Source organism: Acinetobacter pseudolwoffii, assembly GCF_002803605.1.
Classification (GTDB): Bacteria; Pseudomonadota; Gammaproteobacteria; order Pseudomonadales; family Moraxellaceae; genus Acinetobacter; species Acinetobacter pseudolwoffii.
In genome coordinates, this window is record NZ_PHRG01000006.1 from 1 (window position 1) to 19,092 (window position 19,092).

At 42.9% G+C, this 19,092-nt stretch carries 16 protein-coding genes; 8 read left to right on the plus strand and 8 right to left on the minus strand.

What is annotated here, in order from left to right:
* Nucleotides 1-295 (plus strand): transposase (locus CWI32_RS11430; RefSeq protein ID WP_167381281.1); only part of this gene is annotated, 295 nt, incomplete at its 5' end.
* A gap of 64 nt (nucleotides 296-359) precedes the next feature.
* On the opposite strand, the gene CWI32_RS11435 is transcribed toward CWI32_RS11430, so the two are convergent.
* The 3 genes from CWI32_RS11435 to CWI32_RS11445 are packed head-to-tail and all read right to left on the minus strand — an operon-like array spanning nucleotide 360 to nucleotide 5,020.
* Entirely contained in the window at nucleotides 360-821 is a 462-nt protein-coding gene (locus CWI32_RS11435; protein ID WP_100329702.1) for a hypothetical protein, read from the minus strand.
* 18 nt (nucleotides 822-839) lie between these two features.
* Nucleotides 840-2,174, minus strand: a complete 1,335-nt coding sequence (locus CWI32_RS11440; RefSeq protein WP_100535330.1) for a LysM peptidoglycan-binding domain-containing protein — start codon at nucleotides 2,172-2,174, stop codon at nucleotides 840-842.
* A gap of 2 nt (nucleotides 2,175-2,176) precedes the next feature.
* Nucleotides 2,177-5,020, minus strand: coding sequence for a type VI secretion system Vgr family protein (locus tag CWI32_RS11445; RefSeq protein WP_100535331.1), 2,844 nt, complete (start codon nucleotides 5,018-5,020; stop codon nucleotides 2,177-2,179).
* A 245-nt stretch (nucleotides 5,021-5,265) separates the two neighbouring features.
* Here CWI32_RS11445 and CWI32_RS11450 point away from each other — a divergent pair, with 245 nt between their 5' ends.
* Both CWI32_RS11450 and CWI32_RS11455 read left to right on the plus strand, forming a co-directional pair.
* Nucleotides 5,266-6,420 carry a methionine aminotransferase gene (locus CWI32_RS11450; protein ID WP_005094579.1) on the plus strand — a complete coding sequence of 385 codons (1,155 nt, stop codon included), beginning with the start codon at nucleotides 5,266-5,268 and terminating at the stop codon, nucleotides 6,418-6,420.
* A 128-nt stretch (nucleotides 6,421-6,548) separates the two neighbouring features.
* Nucleotides 6,549-7,913 (plus strand): MATE family efflux transporter, encoded by a 1,365-nt coding sequence (locus CWI32_RS11455; RefSeq protein ID WP_100535332.1) that lies wholly within the window; start codon nucleotides 6,549-6,551, stop codon nucleotides 7,911-7,913.
* Between the two features lie 97 nt (nucleotides 7,914-8,010).
* Here the strand turns inward: CWI32_RS11455 and CWI32_RS11460 are convergent, their stop codons facing one another.
* Entirely contained in the window at nucleotides 8,011-8,859 is an 849-nt protein-coding gene (locus CWI32_RS11460) for an SDR family NAD(P)-dependent oxidoreductase (protein ID WP_100535333.1), read from the minus strand.
* 223 nt (nucleotides 8,860-9,082) lie between these two features.
* Here CWI32_RS11460 and CWI32_RS11465 point away from each other — a divergent pair, with 223 nt between their 5' ends.
* From CWI32_RS11465 to phoR, 3 genes are all read left to right on the plus strand, one after another.
* Entirely contained in the window at nucleotides 9,083-9,760 is a 678-nt protein-coding gene (locus CWI32_RS11465; RefSeq protein ID WP_005173788.1) for a TetR/AcrR family transcriptional regulator, read from the plus strand.
* A gap of 249 nt (nucleotides 9,761-10,009) precedes the next feature.
* A complete protein-coding gene (phoB, locus tag CWI32_RS11470; RefSeq protein WP_005094589.1) occupies nucleotides 10,010-10,720 on the plus strand; it encodes a phosphate regulon transcriptional regulator PhoB in 711 nt (236 codons plus the stop codon).
* A 25-nt stretch (nucleotides 10,721-10,745) separates the two neighbouring features.
* Complete coding sequence (gene phoR / locus CWI32_RS11475; RefSeq protein WP_005094591.1) at nucleotides 10,746-12,104, plus strand: phosphate regulon sensor histidine kinase PhoR; 1,359 nt, start codon at nucleotides 10,746-10,748, stop codon at nucleotides 12,102-12,104.
* Between the two features lie 39 nt (nucleotides 12,105-12,143).
* Here the strand turns inward: phoR and CWI32_RS11480 are convergent, their stop codons facing one another.
* Both CWI32_RS11480 and CWI32_RS11485 read right to left on the minus strand, forming a co-directional pair.
* Complete coding sequence (locus CWI32_RS11480; protein WP_005094592.1) at nucleotides 12,144-12,794, minus strand: glutathione S-transferase family protein; 651 nt, start codon at nucleotides 12,792-12,794, stop codon at nucleotides 12,144-12,146.
* Nucleotides 12,795-12,957: 163 nt separating this feature from the next.
* Nucleotides 12,958-13,905, minus strand: coding sequence for a pirin family protein (locus CWI32_RS11485; RefSeq protein ID WP_100535334.1), 948 nt, complete (start codon nucleotides 13,903-13,905; stop codon nucleotides 12,958-12,960).
* A 511-nt stretch (nucleotides 13,906-14,416) separates the two neighbouring features.
* On the opposite strand from CWI32_RS11485, the gene CWI32_RS11490 reads away from it, so the two are divergent.
* Nucleotides 14,417-15,754, plus strand: a complete 1,338-nt coding sequence (locus CWI32_RS11490; protein WP_100535335.1) for a GGDEF domain-containing protein — start codon at nucleotides 14,417-14,419, stop codon at nucleotides 15,752-15,754.
* 297 nt (nucleotides 15,755-16,051) lie between these two features.
* On the opposite strand, the gene guaA is transcribed toward CWI32_RS11490, so the two are convergent.
* Both guaA and CWI32_RS11500 read right to left on the minus strand, forming a co-directional pair.
* Nucleotides 16,052-17,620, minus strand: coding sequence for a glutamine-hydrolyzing GMP synthase (guaA, locus tag CWI32_RS11495; RefSeq protein WP_005094597.1), 1,569 nt, complete (start codon nucleotides 17,618-17,620; stop codon nucleotides 16,052-16,054).
* A 191-nt stretch (nucleotides 17,621-17,811) separates the two neighbouring features.
* On the minus strand, nucleotides 17,812-18,174 hold the full coding sequence (locus CWI32_RS11500) for a NirD/YgiW/YdeI family stress tolerance protein (RefSeq protein ID WP_005173783.1): 363 nt from the start codon (nucleotides 18,172-18,174) through the stop codon (nucleotides 17,812-17,814).
* Between the two features lie 271 nt (nucleotides 18,175-18,445).
* On the opposite strand from CWI32_RS11500, the gene CWI32_RS11505 reads away from it, so the two are divergent.
* Nucleotides 18,446-19,084, plus strand: coding sequence for a DedA family protein (locus CWI32_RS11505; RefSeq protein ID WP_074383709.1), 639 nt, complete (start codon nucleotides 18,446-18,448; stop codon nucleotides 19,082-19,084).
* Nucleotides 19,085-19,092: the final 8 nt, after the last annotated feature.

Genomic DNA, 19,092 nt, shown 5'->3' on the forward strand with positions numbered 1-19,092 from the left:
ACAGATTAGCAAAAGCTGGCGTACACACTGGAAGAATCTGAATACCTTCTTTGCTTATCCAGCCGAGATTCGCAAAGCCATCTACACTACCAACGCAATCGAGTCATTAAACAGCGTAATACGTCAGGCGATCAAAAAGCGTAAAGTCTTTCCAACGGATGATTCTGTACGTAAAGTGATTTACCTGGCAATTGATGCAGCGTCTAAAAAGTGGAATATGCCTATTCGCGACTGGCGTTTAGCCATGAGCCGCTTTATTATTGAATTCGGTGACCGCTTAAGCAATCACCTTTAAATTTATGAAAAGCAATTACACAAAATTATTTACAGGCTCAAAAATCAGGCTATTTCATAATAGTTTAACTACACTCTTTTAAAGTTTTTTTATTAATATACTTTAAATATCCATTTAACTCTTTATTTAGTTGATCTAAATTTTCATTTTTTCTATTTTTTTCATAGTTCAATCTATTTATTTTTTTAGAACCCTCTCCATCTAAGAAATTATAACTATAATTTATTCTGTAACCTTCTAATATTTTAGCATTAGAAAAATATAAAATAGTTTCCGTACCATACACCCCTGAATCACCATCTATTTTAGATACAATTATACATTTAGCCTTGCTAACTTTATAAATACTTATCTCATTATTAAAGATAGGCCCTCCATTCTCTACTTCATAATCAATATTAAATCCTTGTAGTTTTTTAAATTTATTATTAATTTCATAGCCTGTATGCTTATAATATAAATAATTTTTAGCAGTACAACTACTAGACAGAAAAAAAATACACACTAATAAAAAAATGGGCTTCATACACAGATATCCTGATTATTAAAATTCCAATTTTTTATAATTACTTACACCAATTTCTAATAACTTTGGTTTTAAATCACGCCAAGTTTTTCCATTAGGATGTAATTCATAATGGGGATTGTCTATTATAGTCTTCCACCTCCCTCCCCAAACCAACCCCAATTCCTCCCCTATAGGCCCTAATTTTTTGTGATCACTCTCTGTTTTTTTTGTTCTGTCTTCTATACTTAATTCTTTATTAAAAAGAACGATTTCGCCATCTCGGACAGAGTATAGATCTATTGCAAGACCATATTGATGATAACTGCTCAATCCTTTAGCCTTTGTATTAGCGCTTGATAACGCATCTTGCGCAGAGGGACTTCTATAACCATCTGTAATCACCCAGCATATACCTAGTTTTTGATACCCTGTATTAATTAATTTAATAATATAAGGTTGATAAACCGAATGAAGCTCAGCTATTCGAGCTAATGTTCTCTTATAATATTTTTCTCTTCCACATGCTTGTGGCAATAAACCATTTTTATTGACAGGTAGCGGCGATTCAACCTTAGCTACAGGCGTTTTTTCTTTATTTTCAGAGGCATTTTGTTTAACTATGGGGGGAGTTAAAGAACTATCTTCTCCTTTCTTCTCTGCTTGAGGTTTAGTTGAAATAGAAGTAACTTTACGATCATAAACTTTTAGTTTTTGATTTGGACTGATTTTATCACTACTTAAATTATTAAGCTTTCTAATTTCATCTGGAGAGTTTCTTGTAAGCTTAGCAATCAATGATAAAGTATCACTCTTCTGAACAACTATAACCTTCGTTTTTTCTTGCTTCCTTGATGCTGGTACTTCTAGCTTAGATTTACTTTCAGATGCTAAAACAGTTACTTCAGTTTTTTTAAGAGGAATCTTAAGTACTTGTCCTGGATGGATATCTGTATCACTTTTTAGATTATTTATCCTACTCAACTCCGCTGTAGTTGTATGGTTATCAGCTGCAATCCGGGATAAATAATCACCTTCAGCGACTATATATGTTGATCTTAAATATGTACCTGTTGCTACATCCTTGGCTGAGAGGTTTAAACCTTTCAGAAGTACTTTAGGGCTACGAACAATAAAGACTACCTTTTCACCAATAAGTTCTATTTTAACCTTAGATTTATATTGGCCCGATGTAATACTTTTTATTTTTACATCAATAGTAGTGCCAACTGGCCGCCTAATCCATACAGATTCGCCGCTTGCAGGTGTAACATAATCAGAAATTAGCGTTGAACCTACCCAGAGTTGATGAACTAAACCATTGATGGGTTGGTCAAGAGCATCTAAAAATTTAATATTTGCAAGACAGTTCATAATTATTCCTCATTTTCCTCATCTTGATCTTGCCCACAAGAACTACAAATATGATCTATTTCTTCTAAATTTTCATCATCGACAAGCACAGTCCATTTATCTTCTGTACCAATGAGAATGTCGTAACCTTCGTTATTATAATTACTCATACGTTGAGTTCGACCATGTTGATCAAGTGTGCCTAATACATAGGTATTATTTCTATTATTGATTAATTTATATTTAACATCCTTAAAATCAGCCTCATAGAAAAGATTATAAAAATCCCATTTATTTGTGAAAGTCTTAATATCTTGAATTATAGGTAAATTGGGTATTTCAGCTTTAGCGGTCGCTCCACCTTCAAACAAATGCTGCCCCGCTTTACATTCAAACTTTCCACCAGTTGTGATACATACTCCACTGCTATTAATCTTTATTTGAGACCCTCCCGCGGTTAGCAGGATCTCTTTCGGACTGGTGATCTCAATCTTGTCTTCAGTTGAAATCAGCTTAATCACCTTCCGTGCAATTGCTTCGATGGCATCATCTTGGGCCTGTATTTCAATTTTACCTTTGCCTGCATATAAGCGTGCTCCGTTCTGAGCAGCAAATAGGCTGATCTTGTGCTGCGCATGTGCAATCAGAGACTGTTGAGTCGATAGATGGATATTTTCCCCTGCACTGTAATTTATCTGCTGGTCTGCAGATAAATGAATATTTTCATTTGTACTCAGCACAATCGAATGTGGTGCCGTTAATACCATAACAGCCTGTTTAAATGCAGTGGCTTTGCTCGCATCTTCAGTTTCTAGTTGATTCAGAAATTGTTTTAAGCTAAAAAAAACCTCAAGCGGATCAGTTTGCTGAGCTTCTGCCATCTCACTCAGAATTTTGGTGTTATTCAGATTTGATTCCATCTGGTTCTTGGCAGGCTTAGCATCCAGGTGATTACCTGCTGCTGTATCTTGCGAATAGGTCGAAATCAGTAAACCTTGCCCTGCTCGTACCACCCCCCACTGATCTGTCCTTAGTTCAAACCCTTCCCCACGACCTTCACTCGATTCGGTTTCTTTAGGATGACTGAGATTTCCTAAATTCAACTGGCTAGCACCATGACTACTGTGTAACTGCGCACTAATCTGATCCGTCGTATCATCAAAACGCAGCTGGTTGAAACCCTCACCCTCTACTTCTTGGGAACGGATCCCACTGAGTTTTCTGGTGGCTGGTAATTGTCCCTTCGCATCAAACATCACTGGATGTCGTTCTGCTTCGTGAATCCGTCCCATAACAAAGGGCCGATCGATATCGCCTTCAAAAAAATCAATCACCACCATTTCACCAACTCGTGGATGCAATCTGACTCCATAACCTTCACCAGCCCAAGGGGTTAATACATCAATCCAGGCCGAATCGCTATCATTGTCATTGCTGCCTGCACCGGCATCATGTTGATGGTCATCACTTCGGGTAAATAGAAAACGAACTTTCACTCTTCCCCAAGCATCGACATGGATTGTTTCACCTTCAGGCCCGACCACTCGAGCTCGCTGCGGATATGCAACGGGGCGATGCACAAAAGGCTGATATTCAGGTACGACCGGAATGTCACGACGGACGATATACAGCTGATTGCCCTGCCGTTCTTCCTCCGAAATTTGCCAATCACTTTGGCCGAGCAAGCTGTCTAGCTGCAATAAAATATCTTTAGGTAAATTATTCTGGTTATAGAAGCGTTTACCCAAAATCAAAAATTCACGCTCATGCACGGGATGCTGATCAATTTCAGCATGCTGTTTTAATTCAAACCAATACCCGACCTGAGCATCACGTACACTGCTGCTGGCTTTAAAATATTTGGATTGCAGCGCATGATAATGATTGAGCTGCTGATTCAGTCGTTCCAGTTGTGCCGTACCAGATGCCGTCACCTGATCCTCGGCATTCAAATCACCTGTCCAGGCCGGACTAATGTTCCAGGCATCCTCAAGATTCAGACTGGCCGTATCCTGCACGCTACTTTGCTGATGAGTATTTAATAAGGACTGGCTTTGATCCTGCGCAAGGTGCTGCGCTTGCCAGCGCTGGGTATGGGTACTGTTGGAATTAAGCTGACGTACGGCAATCAGACTGGTCAGCGTATCAAACTGCTCGGTGGCATGACTGCGATGGAAGCGGATTGAACGGCGTTTTAAAGCTGAAAAGGCTTGAGAATGATCGATTAAACGCAGGATCTGCGGCTGAATCTCAGTAGCGGACACCGGAACAATGGAGTGCTTTTCATCAATCAGCCAGTTTATTCCTTCACTACGCCATAAACGTGTTAAAAAATCATAATCCGACTCATTGGACTGCATCACAAAAGGGCGTACATCGTAATCCCGATTTAATCCGGTCAAGTCCAGACTAAGACTGGCTGCAAATAATGCACTTCTGCTTTGCCATTCACTAAATAATATTTCACTGATTTTGCGCACGCTCTTATTCATAAACACCCGACTATTACGGCGTTTGTGCCAGAGTGCAGTAGCATCCTGCATAGTTAATTTATACAAGCTCAAGGCACCGTCGCTGTGTCCCTGACTGGCTGCGGTAATAATGCCACTGGTTCGAAAAAGTTCGCCACGATCTGTTACCTGATCTACTGCCACCTGACAGCCTATAAATTGCTTTAAAGCAAGATTGGCCTGCGTAGAAAGGCAGATCAGTTCTGCCTGCAGACCCTGATTAATCTGATGCTGGCCATCAATCCGCTGAATCAAGACCTGATGATTTAAGGGCAGATGTGAAAACTGCAGATGCAGCACACGATGCTGCCGGTTCAGCCCAAGTTGCTCCAGTAGCAGATGAATATGTTTTGGCATTTTATAGTTATAGTTTTAAGCATTATTATTGTGGAGCAAATTCTAGGAAAAGTTGTCCATTTCGTCCAGCTCAGTGTGCATTTCACATAATTAGGCATTTGATTTTCAGTAATTCAATTGCACCTATTCAATAAATCTCTGAAAAATAGAAGTAAAAATAATGCCAAATATTTCAGAATTTTCTGATTATCCAGAGTAGAACTTGCTGCTACACTGGATTCAATCTTATTTTCAAGGCCAAGGACATGCTGGAATTCCCCTCTAAACTGCCTGATCTAGGCATCACGATTTTTAGCACCATGTCGGCCCTGGCACAAAAACTCGGCGCATTGAACCTTTCACAGGGATTTCCAGACTTTCCTGCGCCACCGGCATTGATTGAGGCTTTGAGCCGGGCCAGTCATAACGGATTTAACCAGTATGCACCTGGAGATGGCTTGCCGATATTGCGTGGGCTGGTGGCCGATCTGTATCGACAGCGCGATCAGCTGAGCATTGACCCGCTAGAAGAGATCACGATTACTTCCGGCGCCACAATTGCGATTTTTTGTGCGATTCAGGCCACAGTTCGTGCGGGTGATGAAGTGATTATTTTCGATCCGAGCTATGACAGTTATGCACCTGCAGTACAGCTGGCTGGTGCAACGCCTGTACATATTGCATTACAGCATCCAGAGTTTTCTGTGGACTGGAATCAGGTGAAAGATGCCATCAATAAGCGTACCCGCATGATTGTGGTCAACACTCCTCACAACCCCAGCGGTAGTGTCTGGTCCAGAGCAGACTGGCAACATCTGATTGAGCTGATCCGTGAGCGCAATATTGTGGTGTTATCCGATGAAGTCTATGAACATCTGGTTTTCGACGGCGTTCAGCACCATTCAGCCTGGTCATTTCCTGAACTGCGCGAGCGTAGCTTCGTGATTGGTTCTTTTGGTAAAACCTTTCATGTCACCGGCTGGAAAACCGGTTTTTGTATTGCGGCACCGCCACTCATGAAAATGTTCAGACAGATTTATCAGTTTGCCAGCTTCTGTGGCGTGACTCCGATTCAGGTGGCTTTGGCGGAATACATGCAACAGCATCCTGAACATATACGCGAACTTTCCCGGTTCTATCAAAACAAACGTGATCTATTTAATTCATCAATAGAAACATCACGTTTTAAATGGACGCCCTCTCAAGGAACTTATTTCCAGAATCTCGATTATTCGGCTATCCGGCCTGATTTAAATGATGTAGAGATGTGTCATTTTCTGGCAGAGCAACACGGGATCGTGGCAATTCCAGTCTCTGTGTTCTACCAGCAAGCGCCTGCCGATTTACGCCTGCTCAGGTTCTGTTTTGCAAAAAAAGAACAGACCCTGATTCAGGCAGGTCAAATTCTTTCAAAGGTTTAATTCAAATTTTAACTAAAATTCTTATAAAATAAATGCCTTAGTTACTTAAAAGCTAAGGCCTTTATTCCTGCTTTATTCAATAATAGCAACATAATTAAATAGATGAAAAATCAATAACAGGATAGGGCATGGTACAGCAATCACTGATCCAACAACAGAATTTATGGAAGGCCTTTCTGGTATTTCTGTTGCCATTAATTGCAACCAATATCCTGCAAAGCCTTTCAGGCACGATTAATACGGTTTTTGTCGGGCAAATGCTGGGAGTCAATGCCATTGCTGCGGTTGCGGTATTTTTCCCGATCCTGTTTTGTTTGATGGCTTTTGTCATTGGCTTATCTGCCGGTTCTACTGTACTTATTGGACAGGCCTGGGGCGCAAAAAATATCGAAAAAGTGCGCTGTGTGGTCGGTTCAACTTTATTTATGACCTTGATTGGCGGAAGCTTGATCGCTCTGTTTGGTGTGATTTTTGCCGAAAATATCCTCTTGGCGCTCGGTACAGATCCGGAGGTGATGCATTTATCCTTGCCCTATGTGCAATGGATGCTGGCAGGTAGTCCCCTAATTTTTATTTATATTATTTATACCTCTATCTTGCGCGGTGTAGGCGACAGCACCACACCGCTGTTTGCTTCCGCACTCACCATTGGCGTGGGCTTGGTAGTCACCCCGATATTAATTGCCGGATATTTTGGCTTTCCCCAAATGGGCATTATCTCGCCGGCAATTGCCACCATTTTGGGTAATCTGGCCGTATTGTTGTTTCTAGTCCTGTATTTAAATTATAAACAACATCCGCTCAGGCTCGACTGGGCATTATTAAAACATATCCGCCATCAGCCTAAATTAAGCAAAATTATTTTAAGTCTGGGCGTTCCGACTGGAATACAGATGATCACGACTTCTGTCGCCGGTCTGGTGATTGTCGGCTTGGTCAACCGCTATGGCGCAGAAGCAACGGCTGCCTATGGTGCGGTCAACCAGGTGTTAAATTATATCCAGTTTCCTGCTCTGTCGATTGCGATTGCAGCTTCTGTGTTTGGTGCACAAGCGATTGGTGCAGGAAAATCCGATTTGCTGAATAAAGTCACACGGACTGCACTCAGTATGAATATTCTGTTTACTGGCGGTTTGGTGGTTTTGGCCTATCTGTTCTCAAAATATTTAATGGCACTGTTTATTACTGATCCTCAGGTCGTGGTGCTGGGTCAGCAACTTTTATTCATTGTGCTTTGGTCTATTTTATTCTTTGGTGCCAGCGCCATTTTTGCGTCAATTATGCGTTCAAGTGGCACGGTAACTGCACCGATGCTGATCAATATTTTTGCAATTCTTTGTATTGAAGTTCCTGCCGCTTATCTGTTTAGCCAGTGGTGGGGGCTGGAAGGGATCTGGTATGCCTATGCATTGGCCTTTGTCAGCATGTGTATTTTGCAGGGACTGTATTATCAGTTGGTCTGGAAGAAAAAAACCATTAAAATATTGGTTTAGCTTCATTATTTTACATGCCTACAGCCTTACAGCAACTCACTCCTGATCTGCAATAAAAGATTAAAAACCCGCTTTCGCGGGTTTAATATCCAATGATTTAAGCAGATTTTTTCTTCTTTTTGCCAAACTGGGTCGCCAATGCAGTGACATGCTGATAACCGGTCGGCAAGATCCGCTGAATCAGGTCAATCGCTTTGGCATCATTGCCGATGAGCAGACGGCGCTTATCTTTTTGTACTGCTTCCAGAATTTGACGGGCTGCTTCTTCAGGTGGACAACGCAGCAGTTTATTAAAATTACGGGCGGCTTTTTCCGGATTCATGCCCAGGGTCAGCATACTGTCATTCATTTTCGCAGCATTGGCAATATTGGTACGGATTCCCCCCGGATGTACACAAAGTGCGCTCACGCCACAATTTTGCAAATCCAGTTCCTGACGCAAGGATTCGGTAAAACCACGCACTGCAAACTTGGTCGCGTTATACGCCGACTGGGTCGGCTGCGCGGTTAAACCAAACAGACTGGAAATATTAATCACATGACCATCGCCGGTTTTCTTGATTAAAGGCAGAAATTCTTTGGTGCCATACACCACGCCCCAGAAATTAATGTCGACGATCCATTCCAGATCTTCATAGCTCGCACCTTCTACGGTGCAGCCAAGTGCCACGCCGGCATTGTTAAAGATCATATTGACACTGCCATGATCCTGCTCCACCTGTGCTGCCCAGCTGCGTACCTCTTGTAGCTTGGCCACGTTAACTTTTTGAATCGTCACCCGAACATCACTGCCCTGCAACAATTCAACCGTTTGTGCCAGTCCCTGTTCATTAATATCACTCAGTGCCAGATGACAGCCTTGCTGTGCCAGCAAAACTGCCAGCTGCTGACCGATCCCTGAACCGGCACCGGTAATGGCAGCAACTTTATTCTTAAAATTTTTCATTGAATTTCCTTATGTAAGTAACTGCTCTTCCATGACAGCAGGATCTTGTTCTGTTGTTTCAGGAGTTAGCACAGACCCTCAATATAATTTTGACAATATATATTGTCAATAATTATCCGATGTCCTTAGCGGTCAAATTTCTCTGCTGAATTTCGACATAGGTCAAAGCGTGATTTATTGCTAAGATATTCAAAATCTTCATGCAGATGAGTAGCCAGGCCTTATGACCGATTCAATCAATGCAGCAGCACCATCACGACCACCCAAAAGCAAGGAACGTCAGTTTAAAGGCCTGTCGATGGCTGAGCGACAGCAGGTACGTCGTGAAAAGCTGATTGAAGCCGGCATTGAAGCTTATGGCAGCCATGGCTTTTTTTCAGTAACCGTGAAAGATATCTGCAATGAAGCCAAACTGACTGAACGTTATTTTTATGAATCTTTTAAAAAAAGTGAGCACCTGTTTCAGACCATCTTTTTAAAACTGATTGATGAACTGCAACAGAATGTCATGCAGGCCATGATGCAGGCATCCACTGATCCGAAAAAAATGATTGAAGCGGGGCTAACCGCCTTGCTTAGCACCTTGCGTGACAATCCGCGTATGGCACGGATCATTTATATTGATGCCATGCTGGTGCAGGAGTTGCATAATCAGGCCACCATTCATGAAACCATGTCGCGCTTCGACCGCATGATTCATGCCTTTGTCATGTTAATGATGCCGCAGTTAAATCGTAGTGAGCAGGAAATTTCACTGGTGTCGACCGGTTTAAATGGCTATGTCACCCAAATTGCCATTCGCTGGGTCATGAGTGGATTCAAGCAGTCACTTGAGGAAGTTTTATCATCATGCAGTGTGGTATTTTTGGCATTATTGGAGTCATTTTCCGACAAAAAATAGCTGTTAAATCGAAGGTTTAATCAGATTTTCTGCATTCTAAAACAGGTTGCTAATTTCTGCTGAAGCACCGATAAAAGTAAAATTAATTTATGATTTTTTAACAAGTTTCTTTACTAAAATTATCACAAATCTTTGCGAATTTCAGCAGTTTTTCCCTTTCTGCAATGATACTGTCATAATTAGTCTTTGTAATAAGCCTGTCATAAATATAAAACGGTTCACCGTTTACATGAAATAGGGTATTGCGTTGTGAAAGATGACTACATATTAATCGTCGATGACGAACTCCCGATTCGGGAAATGATCCATACCTCTCTGGATATGGCCGGTTTTCAATGCTTACAGGCCGAAGATGCCAAGCAGGCGCATCAGATGATTGTGGATCAACGTCCGGCACTGATTTTGCTGGACTGGATGATGCCGGGCGGGATCAGCGGTGTAGATCTATGTCGTCGTCTGAAACGTGATGAAAGCCTGTCAGAAATTCCGGTGATCATGCTGACCGCACGCGGTGAAGAAGACCACAAAGTACAAGGTCTGGATGCCGGTGCCGATGATTACATGACCAAGCCGTTCTCGACCCGGGAACTGGTGTCACGCATTAAAGCTGTCCTGCGCCGTGCCAATGCACTCAGCGGTGAAAAAACCATTGATGCCAATGGCCTGATTCTGGATCCGGTCAGTCAGCGGGTTAATTTTGGTGATAAAATTCTGGAAATGGGGCCCACTGAATACCGTCTATTGGCGTTCTTTATGACCCATCCGGAACGTGCCTATACCCGTGCGCAATTGCTGGATCAGGTTTGGGGCGGCAACGTCTATATTGAAGACCGCACTATTGACGTCCATATACGCCGTTTGCGCAAAGTGCTGGAACCTTATGGCGCAAACCGCTATGTACAAACCGTACGTGGAACCGGTTACCGTTTTTCAACCCGTGCAGATGTGGCTTTAGGTTAACGTCTTTTAAGGTAAATCTTGTTTTATGTATGAACCCTACCCTGTCCCCGAACTGGCACGTGAGCACAAAAGAATCCGTTACAGCAGTTTATGGGATTTTGCCAAACAGGATTTACGCTTACTGGCTTTTTTCCTGATCATCGCCAGCCTTATCGGTTTTGGGATTGGGTATTTCTGGATTTGTATCGTCATTGCCTTTGTGGCGTTCTTTAGCACCCAGATGCGCTCTTTATATCTGGTCAATGAATGGATTTCTAATCGCCCTTATGATGTTCCACCGAATATCGGCGGGATTTGGGGCGCACTGTTATTTAATGTTTATCGCGCTCAGCGGCAGGAACGGATTGTGCAGGCAGAAATGGTGGAACTGATCGATCGAGCACAGTCTTCACTGGTGGCCTTGCAAGAAGCGGTGGTTTTAATTGATGAAAACCAGCAGATTGAATGGTGGAATCCAGCCGCCGAACGTCTACTCGGGATCTCCAGTGATGACCGTCGCCGTAATATTTTAACTTTGCTGCGCCAGCCGAGTTTTATTGAATATTATCATCATATTGATGAGTCACCCGATGGCCTGAAAATGAGATCTTCGCTGTTCGAAGATCATTATGTCCAGGTCAAAATGACCCGCTTTGGTGGAGAAAGCCGGGTACTGGTCGCCTATGATGTGACCCGGATGCACAATCTGGAACAGATGCGTAAAGATTTTGTCGATAATATTTCGCATGAGCTGCGTACGCCTTTGACCGTACTCAGTGGCTATATTGAAACTTTTACCGACCAGGAAGACATCAATCCGCGCTGGAAACGCGCCTTTGATCAGATGCAGTCGCAGACCCGACGCATGAACGCGCTGGTGAATGACCTGCTGCTGCTGTCACGTCTGGAAAATGACAAAAATATTGCCAAAAACCAGATCATCGAAATGCCAAGTCTGATGAATCAGCTATTTGATGATGCACAGGCCTATAATATCGATTATGGCCATACCCTGAATCTGGACATTGACAGTCATTGCGATCTGATCGGTTCAGATATGGAACTGGCCAGCGCCTTTAGCAACCTGATCACCAATGCGATTAAATATACGCCTAAAGGTGGAATCATTACCATGGGGTGGCATGATGATGGTGAATCTGCCTATTTTGTAGTGGAAGATAACGGCATCGGAATTGATCCCAAACACTTGCCACGTCTGACCGAACGTTTTTACCGGATCGATTCAGACCGTAGCCGGCGCACCGGTGGCACCGGTTTAGGATTGGCAATTGTTAAGCATGTCCTGATGCAACATCAGGCACATCTCGAAATTGAATCCAAGGAAAACCAGGGTTCCACTTTTAAGGTAATTTTCCCTAAAGAGCGCCTTAGCTTTCCAGACTGATATCCCCCATTAAAAAAGCTGCCATCGGCAGCTTTTTTTTCAGGATGCTATCTGTTTTTCTTTGGCCAGTGCACGCGCATAGGCTGCACGTTGCGATACCCGTTTCAGATAAGCCTGAATCGCTGGATAACTTTGGCCAGTCCGGCTTTGCATGGCTTCCAAAGGAAAACTCATCTGAATATCGGCAAAACTGAAATGTCCGGCAAAATAATCATGCTCACTCAAATAACGTTCCAGAAACTGGATATGATCTTTTAAGCGGCTTTGTACAAACTGTTTCTTCACGCCCTCACAAATTTTCTTGGCTACTGGTCGAATCAGCAAAGGGGTATGTTTCGGTACAGTGGTCATCACCAGTTGCATCACCAGCAGCGGCATTAATGAACCTTCTGCATAATGCATCCAGTAACGGTACTGGGCCTTGTCGGCAGGATCTTCTGGGCGAAACTGCTGCTGTTCATCATAGCTTTCCTGTAAATACTCCAGGATCGCCGCAGATTCCGCCAGTACCTGCTCCTGATCGGTCAGAATTGGTGCCTTACCCAAGGGATGAATCTGTTTTAAGGCCGGTGGCGCGGAAAGATTAGGCTGACGCTGATAATATTGCACTTCATAATCCAGTCCTAACTCTTCCATGGCCCAGAGAATACGAAACGATCGTGATTGTTCGAGATGATGTAAAACACGCATATTAGACTCATGATTTTATTGTTCTTGCTTGCTGAGCATAGCAAAAAGCAGCGGAATGTAGCGCAATTTTTGATGACTGTAATGCTCTGTTCCCTAGGTTGCAGATTTGCCATTTTCAGTTCAAATCCGACAGGGTTCCATCCACCCCTGCAATTCTGATCGTTTATCTGGAAGCACGCATCCGGTCTGGAAATGCGGGAGCTTCTAAACGTGGTCCATCATAGGCCGGAATCGAACCGAAGCGTTCATGGCCTTCAATCCATTGTTGCCGCGCAATTTTAAGTTCCTCGGTGGTACGTCCGACCAAATTCCACCACAGTAAAATCGGGCTTTCAAATGGTTCACCACCAATAAGTAGCACACGGCTCCCGGCATGAATATCAGCATTAACCTGCTCTAATCCCGGTTCAAGGATCAGCATGTTATCTTCCGTCAGTTCATGCCCATTAATGCTGGCTGTTCCCTCAAGTACCATAAAACCATATTCAAATTTTGGATTCAGGGCTAAGCGCGCACTGGTACTTTCTGCTGCATACAGGTCTACCCCGAGCAGTTCACTATGCACTTTTACCGGTGAAACGGTTTTTAAATATTCACCGACTAAGACGGTAAATTCGATGCCCTGATCATTAACCACAGGCAATTCAGGATAATGCTCAAAAGCCGGTGCCATATTGATCTTGTCATCCGGTAAGGCAATCCATAACTGCGCTGCATGCATATGCGTTTCGCTTTCTGGAGAAACTTCCGTATGTGAAATGCCATAGCCCGAGGTCATCAGATTGACCTGTTTGGGACGAATCAGCTGCTGAGTACCTAAACTGTCATTGTGCATCATGGTGCCTTGCAGCATCCAGGTAAAGGTCTGCAGACCAATATGGGGATGTGGCCCAACATCTAGGCCATCGCCTTGTGGAAAGCTGGCCGGACCGGCATGATCCAGAAAACACCAGGCACCAATCATGCGTTTATGTCGGCTGGGCAAGGCACGTTTGATTACGGTACCCTGTCCGATTTCGGCACGGCGTAAAGGGAATTCCTGAATAAACTGATTGACATATTTTTCACAATCATCCGAATTGGACAGTTCAATATCACTATTATTCGACATGGCTGAGCTCACCTCGGCATTTTCATTCTAAATCTTAAATTATATGAAACATTCTTCCCTTGGACTGCTGCAAGATGTCTCCCTATTCAGGACAATTTACAGGGTCTATTTGCAAAATCTATCTTTGGAAATATTTAGATACGTATAAAACCCTTAACATCGCTTGATCGATCTAACTCCTGTTCAAGCGATCAAACCTGAATTTCGCAGTGTAACAGCCTGAGTGGAAGTGGCTCAATGCTGATTAGGGTGCTCTCAAGCCTGCGCTAGAAGCCATTTCGACATTGCTGGCCCAATTACCCAATGTTTCACGTGAAACGAATGATTTTAATTTAAAAATTAAAGCAATTAAAAATTATTTTTATGGATTTCAATCACTTTTGCAGCTAAAAAATATAATTTTTGTTACGTTTTAAAGTCAAATTTAAGTCAGATACCCAATTTTAGGGAGGTTATTTTTCATCCAATCACGGCATAATAGGCACCTATAAAAATAATACTGGACCAGGACATGTCTGCTCAGCATGAGAATATATATTCAACGGCGAATATATCTTTTCAAAACTCAACGACCGATAAATCACTGAAATTATCTGAATGTGATCTGCAAAACCGTCAGCTGATCGAACAGGCGCTGACAGATCCTCATGCCCGTATTCCTGCCGCGTTTCAGCAATATTTTCACGATTATGTCTATACGCATAGTCATACTAATTTACGTCAAATCAACTATCTGGCACAAATTGCCTTTTTGCTGTATTTCTTTGCCGATATTCTGATTATTCCAGACATGTTTTTTATTTCTGGTCTGATGCGCGTCATCTTGGTTCTAGGCGCTATGCTTTGCTGTTATTACTTGTTTAACACATATAAAAATATTCAGATTCTAGATAGAATCCTGCCGATCGCCACCACTGTGGCTGCAGCTGCATGGATTGGCTTGCTGGTGCTTTCAAGCAGCCCCCATGTTGCTACCTATATTTATGCCTCTGCGATCTTTATTCTCATCGCCAATCTGTGTATACAGACCCAATTTAAAGTTGCGGTCTATTGTTCCATCTTGATTGCCCTGTTTATCATGATTGGAGTGACCCAGTTAATGAATGCATCTCAAGCCTTTATTTTTACTGTCGTGTTTAGTCCACTCTGGTTTTTTAGCATTTATATTAACTGGAATAATATTCTGAACGTACGGCGTTCCTTCCTGCGCTCTTTGCTGGACGAATGGAACTATCAAACCTTAAAAAATCTGGCACATACGGATGATTTGACCCAGTTATACAACCGCCGCCATTTTGTCGATATGGCTGAACGTTCTATTCATCAATGGCCCAAACATGCCAGCACCTGCCTGCTGATGTTTGATGTCGATCATTTTAAAAATATCAATGACAACTATGGGCATGACATCGGCGATCGCGTACTACAACTGATTGCTGAAGTCACCCGTAAAGAAATGCGCCATAGCGATGTACTGGCACGTTTTGGTGGTGAAGAGTTTATTGCTCTCTTGGAAGATACCCAGCTGCCAGACAGTCTGGTGATTGCAGAGCGAATTCGTTGTGCAATTCAGAAACAATTTGTTTATGCCAAACCGAACCAGCCCATTCGTTTTACCATTTCGATTGGTATAGCAGAACTGGAGTCGCCTACGCAAAAGCTGGAGGAGCTGATCAAGCAAGCCGATATCGCTTTATATCAGGCGAAAAAATCAGGCCGAAATCGGATTGAAGTTTATCATTCCAAAATGCTGGAAAAGCCCAAACCTGCTCCAGCCAATCCCTGGAATGCCTTTAAGCCCGTGACCCAGCAAGGTCATTCAAAGGCCAATCAAACCAAGCAATTCTGATCTGCCCTTTAAATAATGAAATCAGGAATATTAGTGAAAACTTAAATTTTTATAAACTTTACATGGAAAAGTTGCATATTCTATCACGAAGAAAAAATCCTCATAAAAACTCATAAAAAAGAGCACCGAAGCGCTCTTTTTTTATTGGGATATCTCCGATCAACCAGATATTTACTACGTGCATAGCGCTTGGCATCATTCAGGCAAGAAGCCGTGCTTCGTGAAATCCCTCACTGCCGCGAGCATAGCTCTTGGCGTAAAATCGGCTAAAAGCTATCGCTTTTAGAAATCCCGATTTTACTCCCATTCAATAGTTGCAGGTGGCTTAGACGATACGTCATACACAACACGAGACACATCTTTAATTTCATTCATGATACGAGTCGAGATTTTATCGACTAGATCATAAGGAAGATGCGCGAAACGAGCAGTCATAAAGTCCACAGTTTCTACCGCACGCAGTGCAATCACCCATGCATAACGGCGACCATCACCGACAACACCGACAGATTTCACCGGCTGGAATACCGCAAATGCTTGAGCAGTCTTGTCATACCAACCGCTGGCACGAAGTTCCTGCATGAAAATGTCATCAGCAAGACGTAAAATGTCTGCATATTCTTTTTTCACTTCACCCAAGATACGCACACCTAGACCTGGGCCTGGGAATGGATGACGGTAAATCATGCTGTGTGGCAAGCCCAAAGTGGTACCCAATTTACGTACTTCATCTTTAAACAAGTCACGTAATGGTTCAACCAGTTCAAAAGCCAAGTCTGCTGGTAAACCACCCACGTTGTGGTGCGATTTAATCACATGTGCCTTGCCCTGTTTGCTTGCAGCAGATTCAATCACGTCTGGATAAATCGTACCTTGAGCCAGGAATTTTACCCCATCTAATTTACGTGCTTCTTCAGCAAAGACTGCAATAAACTCACGGCCAATAATTTTACGTTTTGCTTCAGGATCAACTTCGCCTGCAAGTGCAGTCAAGAAACGCTCTTCTGCAGCAGCACGGATGACACGAATCCCCATATTGTCAGCAAACATTTGCATCACTTGATCACCTTCGTTCAAACGAAGCAGACCATTGTCGACAAACACACATGTCAGCTGATCACCAATCGCTTTATGCAACAGCGCTGCAACGACAGATGAATCCACACCACCTGAAAGACCAAGTAATACTTTTTCATCACCGATCTGTTGGCGAAGCTGTTCTACACGTAGATCAATAATGTGTTCTGGCGTCCATAGACCGCGGCAACCACAAATTTGATGAACGAAGTTCGACAGTAATTCTGCCCCTTTAGAGGTATGTGTCACTTCAGGATGGAACTGAATACCATAGAAACCACGAGTTTCGTCAGACACCATCGCAATTGGACAGCTTGGAGTTTGTGCAGTGATCTGGAAGCCTTCTGGAATACGGGCAACCTTGTCACCATGACTCATCCAGACATGCAACTGGTTTTCACGGTCCTGTAAATTACCGATCAGCTTGTCACGTACCACGATATCAACTTCTGCATAACCGAACTCATGCACAGTACCTGGCTCGACTTTACCGCCAAGCTGTTCGCACATGGTTTGCAGGCCATAACAAATACCCAATACCGGTACACCGAGCTCGAATACCACTTGTGGCGCACGCGGGCTGCCTTCAAGGTGAACGCTCTCAGGTCCACCAGACAAGATGATACCGTTTGGATTAAATGCACGAATGTCTTCTTCAGACATATCATAGGCATACATTTCAGAATATACACCAGCTTCACGGACACGGCGTGCAATGAGCTGACTATATTGAGAACCGAAATCCAGAATCAGGATACGATCTTCAGTAATTTGAGTATTGGTAGTCATGACGAACAACTATGAAAGGCAAACGAAAGATAAGCGCCGTATTCTAGCATTTTTCTTGTGTTTAAGCACACTATTCCAATTGGTTTAAATATTAAACAGTTAAGAAATTTCAGAAAATAATGCCCTCATTTTTGACTGGTTCACAGGAGAGCAGAGTTTCGCTGCTTTCCTGTTCCAGCCAAATGAATGGTTTATTTCACGCGTTCAATCTGAATCACTTCAATATCGGTGGGTTTGTTGCGGTGCGTATCGACCTCGCCCCAGACTTCTACCCGATCGCCTGCTTTGAGTTTTAATCTTTTCCAGTGGTCGTCATCTACATCAATCATGATGCTGCCGGTTTTATCTCTTAATTCAAATTCGTCACTTTGTGCTGCACGCTGTTTGACGATCTGCCCCCTTAAGGTCACGCCAGTTTCATCTTTCATTTTATGTGCCTGAGCAATACTGACTACATTCTGTTTTGCTTCCTCCAGAATAGCCTGATCTGATTTAGCCCAAAGTGCCGGACTGGCAGCTGCCAGAACCAGTGTCGCCAGAATATATTTTTTCATGTGTTTTGACCTGCCATTTTTATGATGATTCTATGATCTAAACAGAAAGCCGAAATAGATGCCGCAGACGTTGTGTAACGCCATGATGAACTTGTGTTGTCTGCTCAAAAAGCCCCAATAAAAATATGCTCATACCCTGATACATCCATTTTAAAAGTGAAGGGATTCGCCCGACAGCAGAAAAATAAGCCGCAAAATAGTCGACTTTTATTACTGACTTTATAGGTGATCGCTGTTAGGATTTGAGCACACTTTTGCTTGTACTGGGCTCATGGAACTGATTGATTTTATCTTGCATGTTGATGATCACTTGCTTGAATTTATCACCAATTACGGGATCTGGATTTATGCCATTCTTTTCCTGATTATCTTTGTGGAAACAGGTTTGGTGGTGATGCCGTTCTTGCCCGGCGACAGCTTGCTATTTGCAGCAGGTGCTTTGGCAGCGTCTACAGGTGTGATGGATCCCTGGGTACTGATTCCGCTTTTATTTGTTGCGGCAGTATTGGGCGATACCCTGAATTACCATATTGGCAAATATATCGGGCCGCGGGTTTTCGAGATTGAATCGCGCTTTATCAATAAAAAACATTTATTGGCAACTCAGCAATTCTTTGCCAGACATGGTGGTAAAACCATTATTTTTGCGCGTTTTGTGCCTTTTGCTCGTACCTTTGCACCTTTTGTCGCTGGTGCTGGCAGCATGAATTACAAATATTTCCTGAGCTATAATGTAGTGGGTGGATTCATCTGGATCAGCTCATTTGTCATTCTGGGCTATATGTTCGGTAATATGCCGATCGTCAAAGATAACTTCACCTATTTGATTTTCGGTATTATTATTTTAAGTGTCTTGCCAGGTGTGATCGGCTTTATTCAACAAAGACTCAAAAAAAGTAAAACAGCTTAAGATTTTTT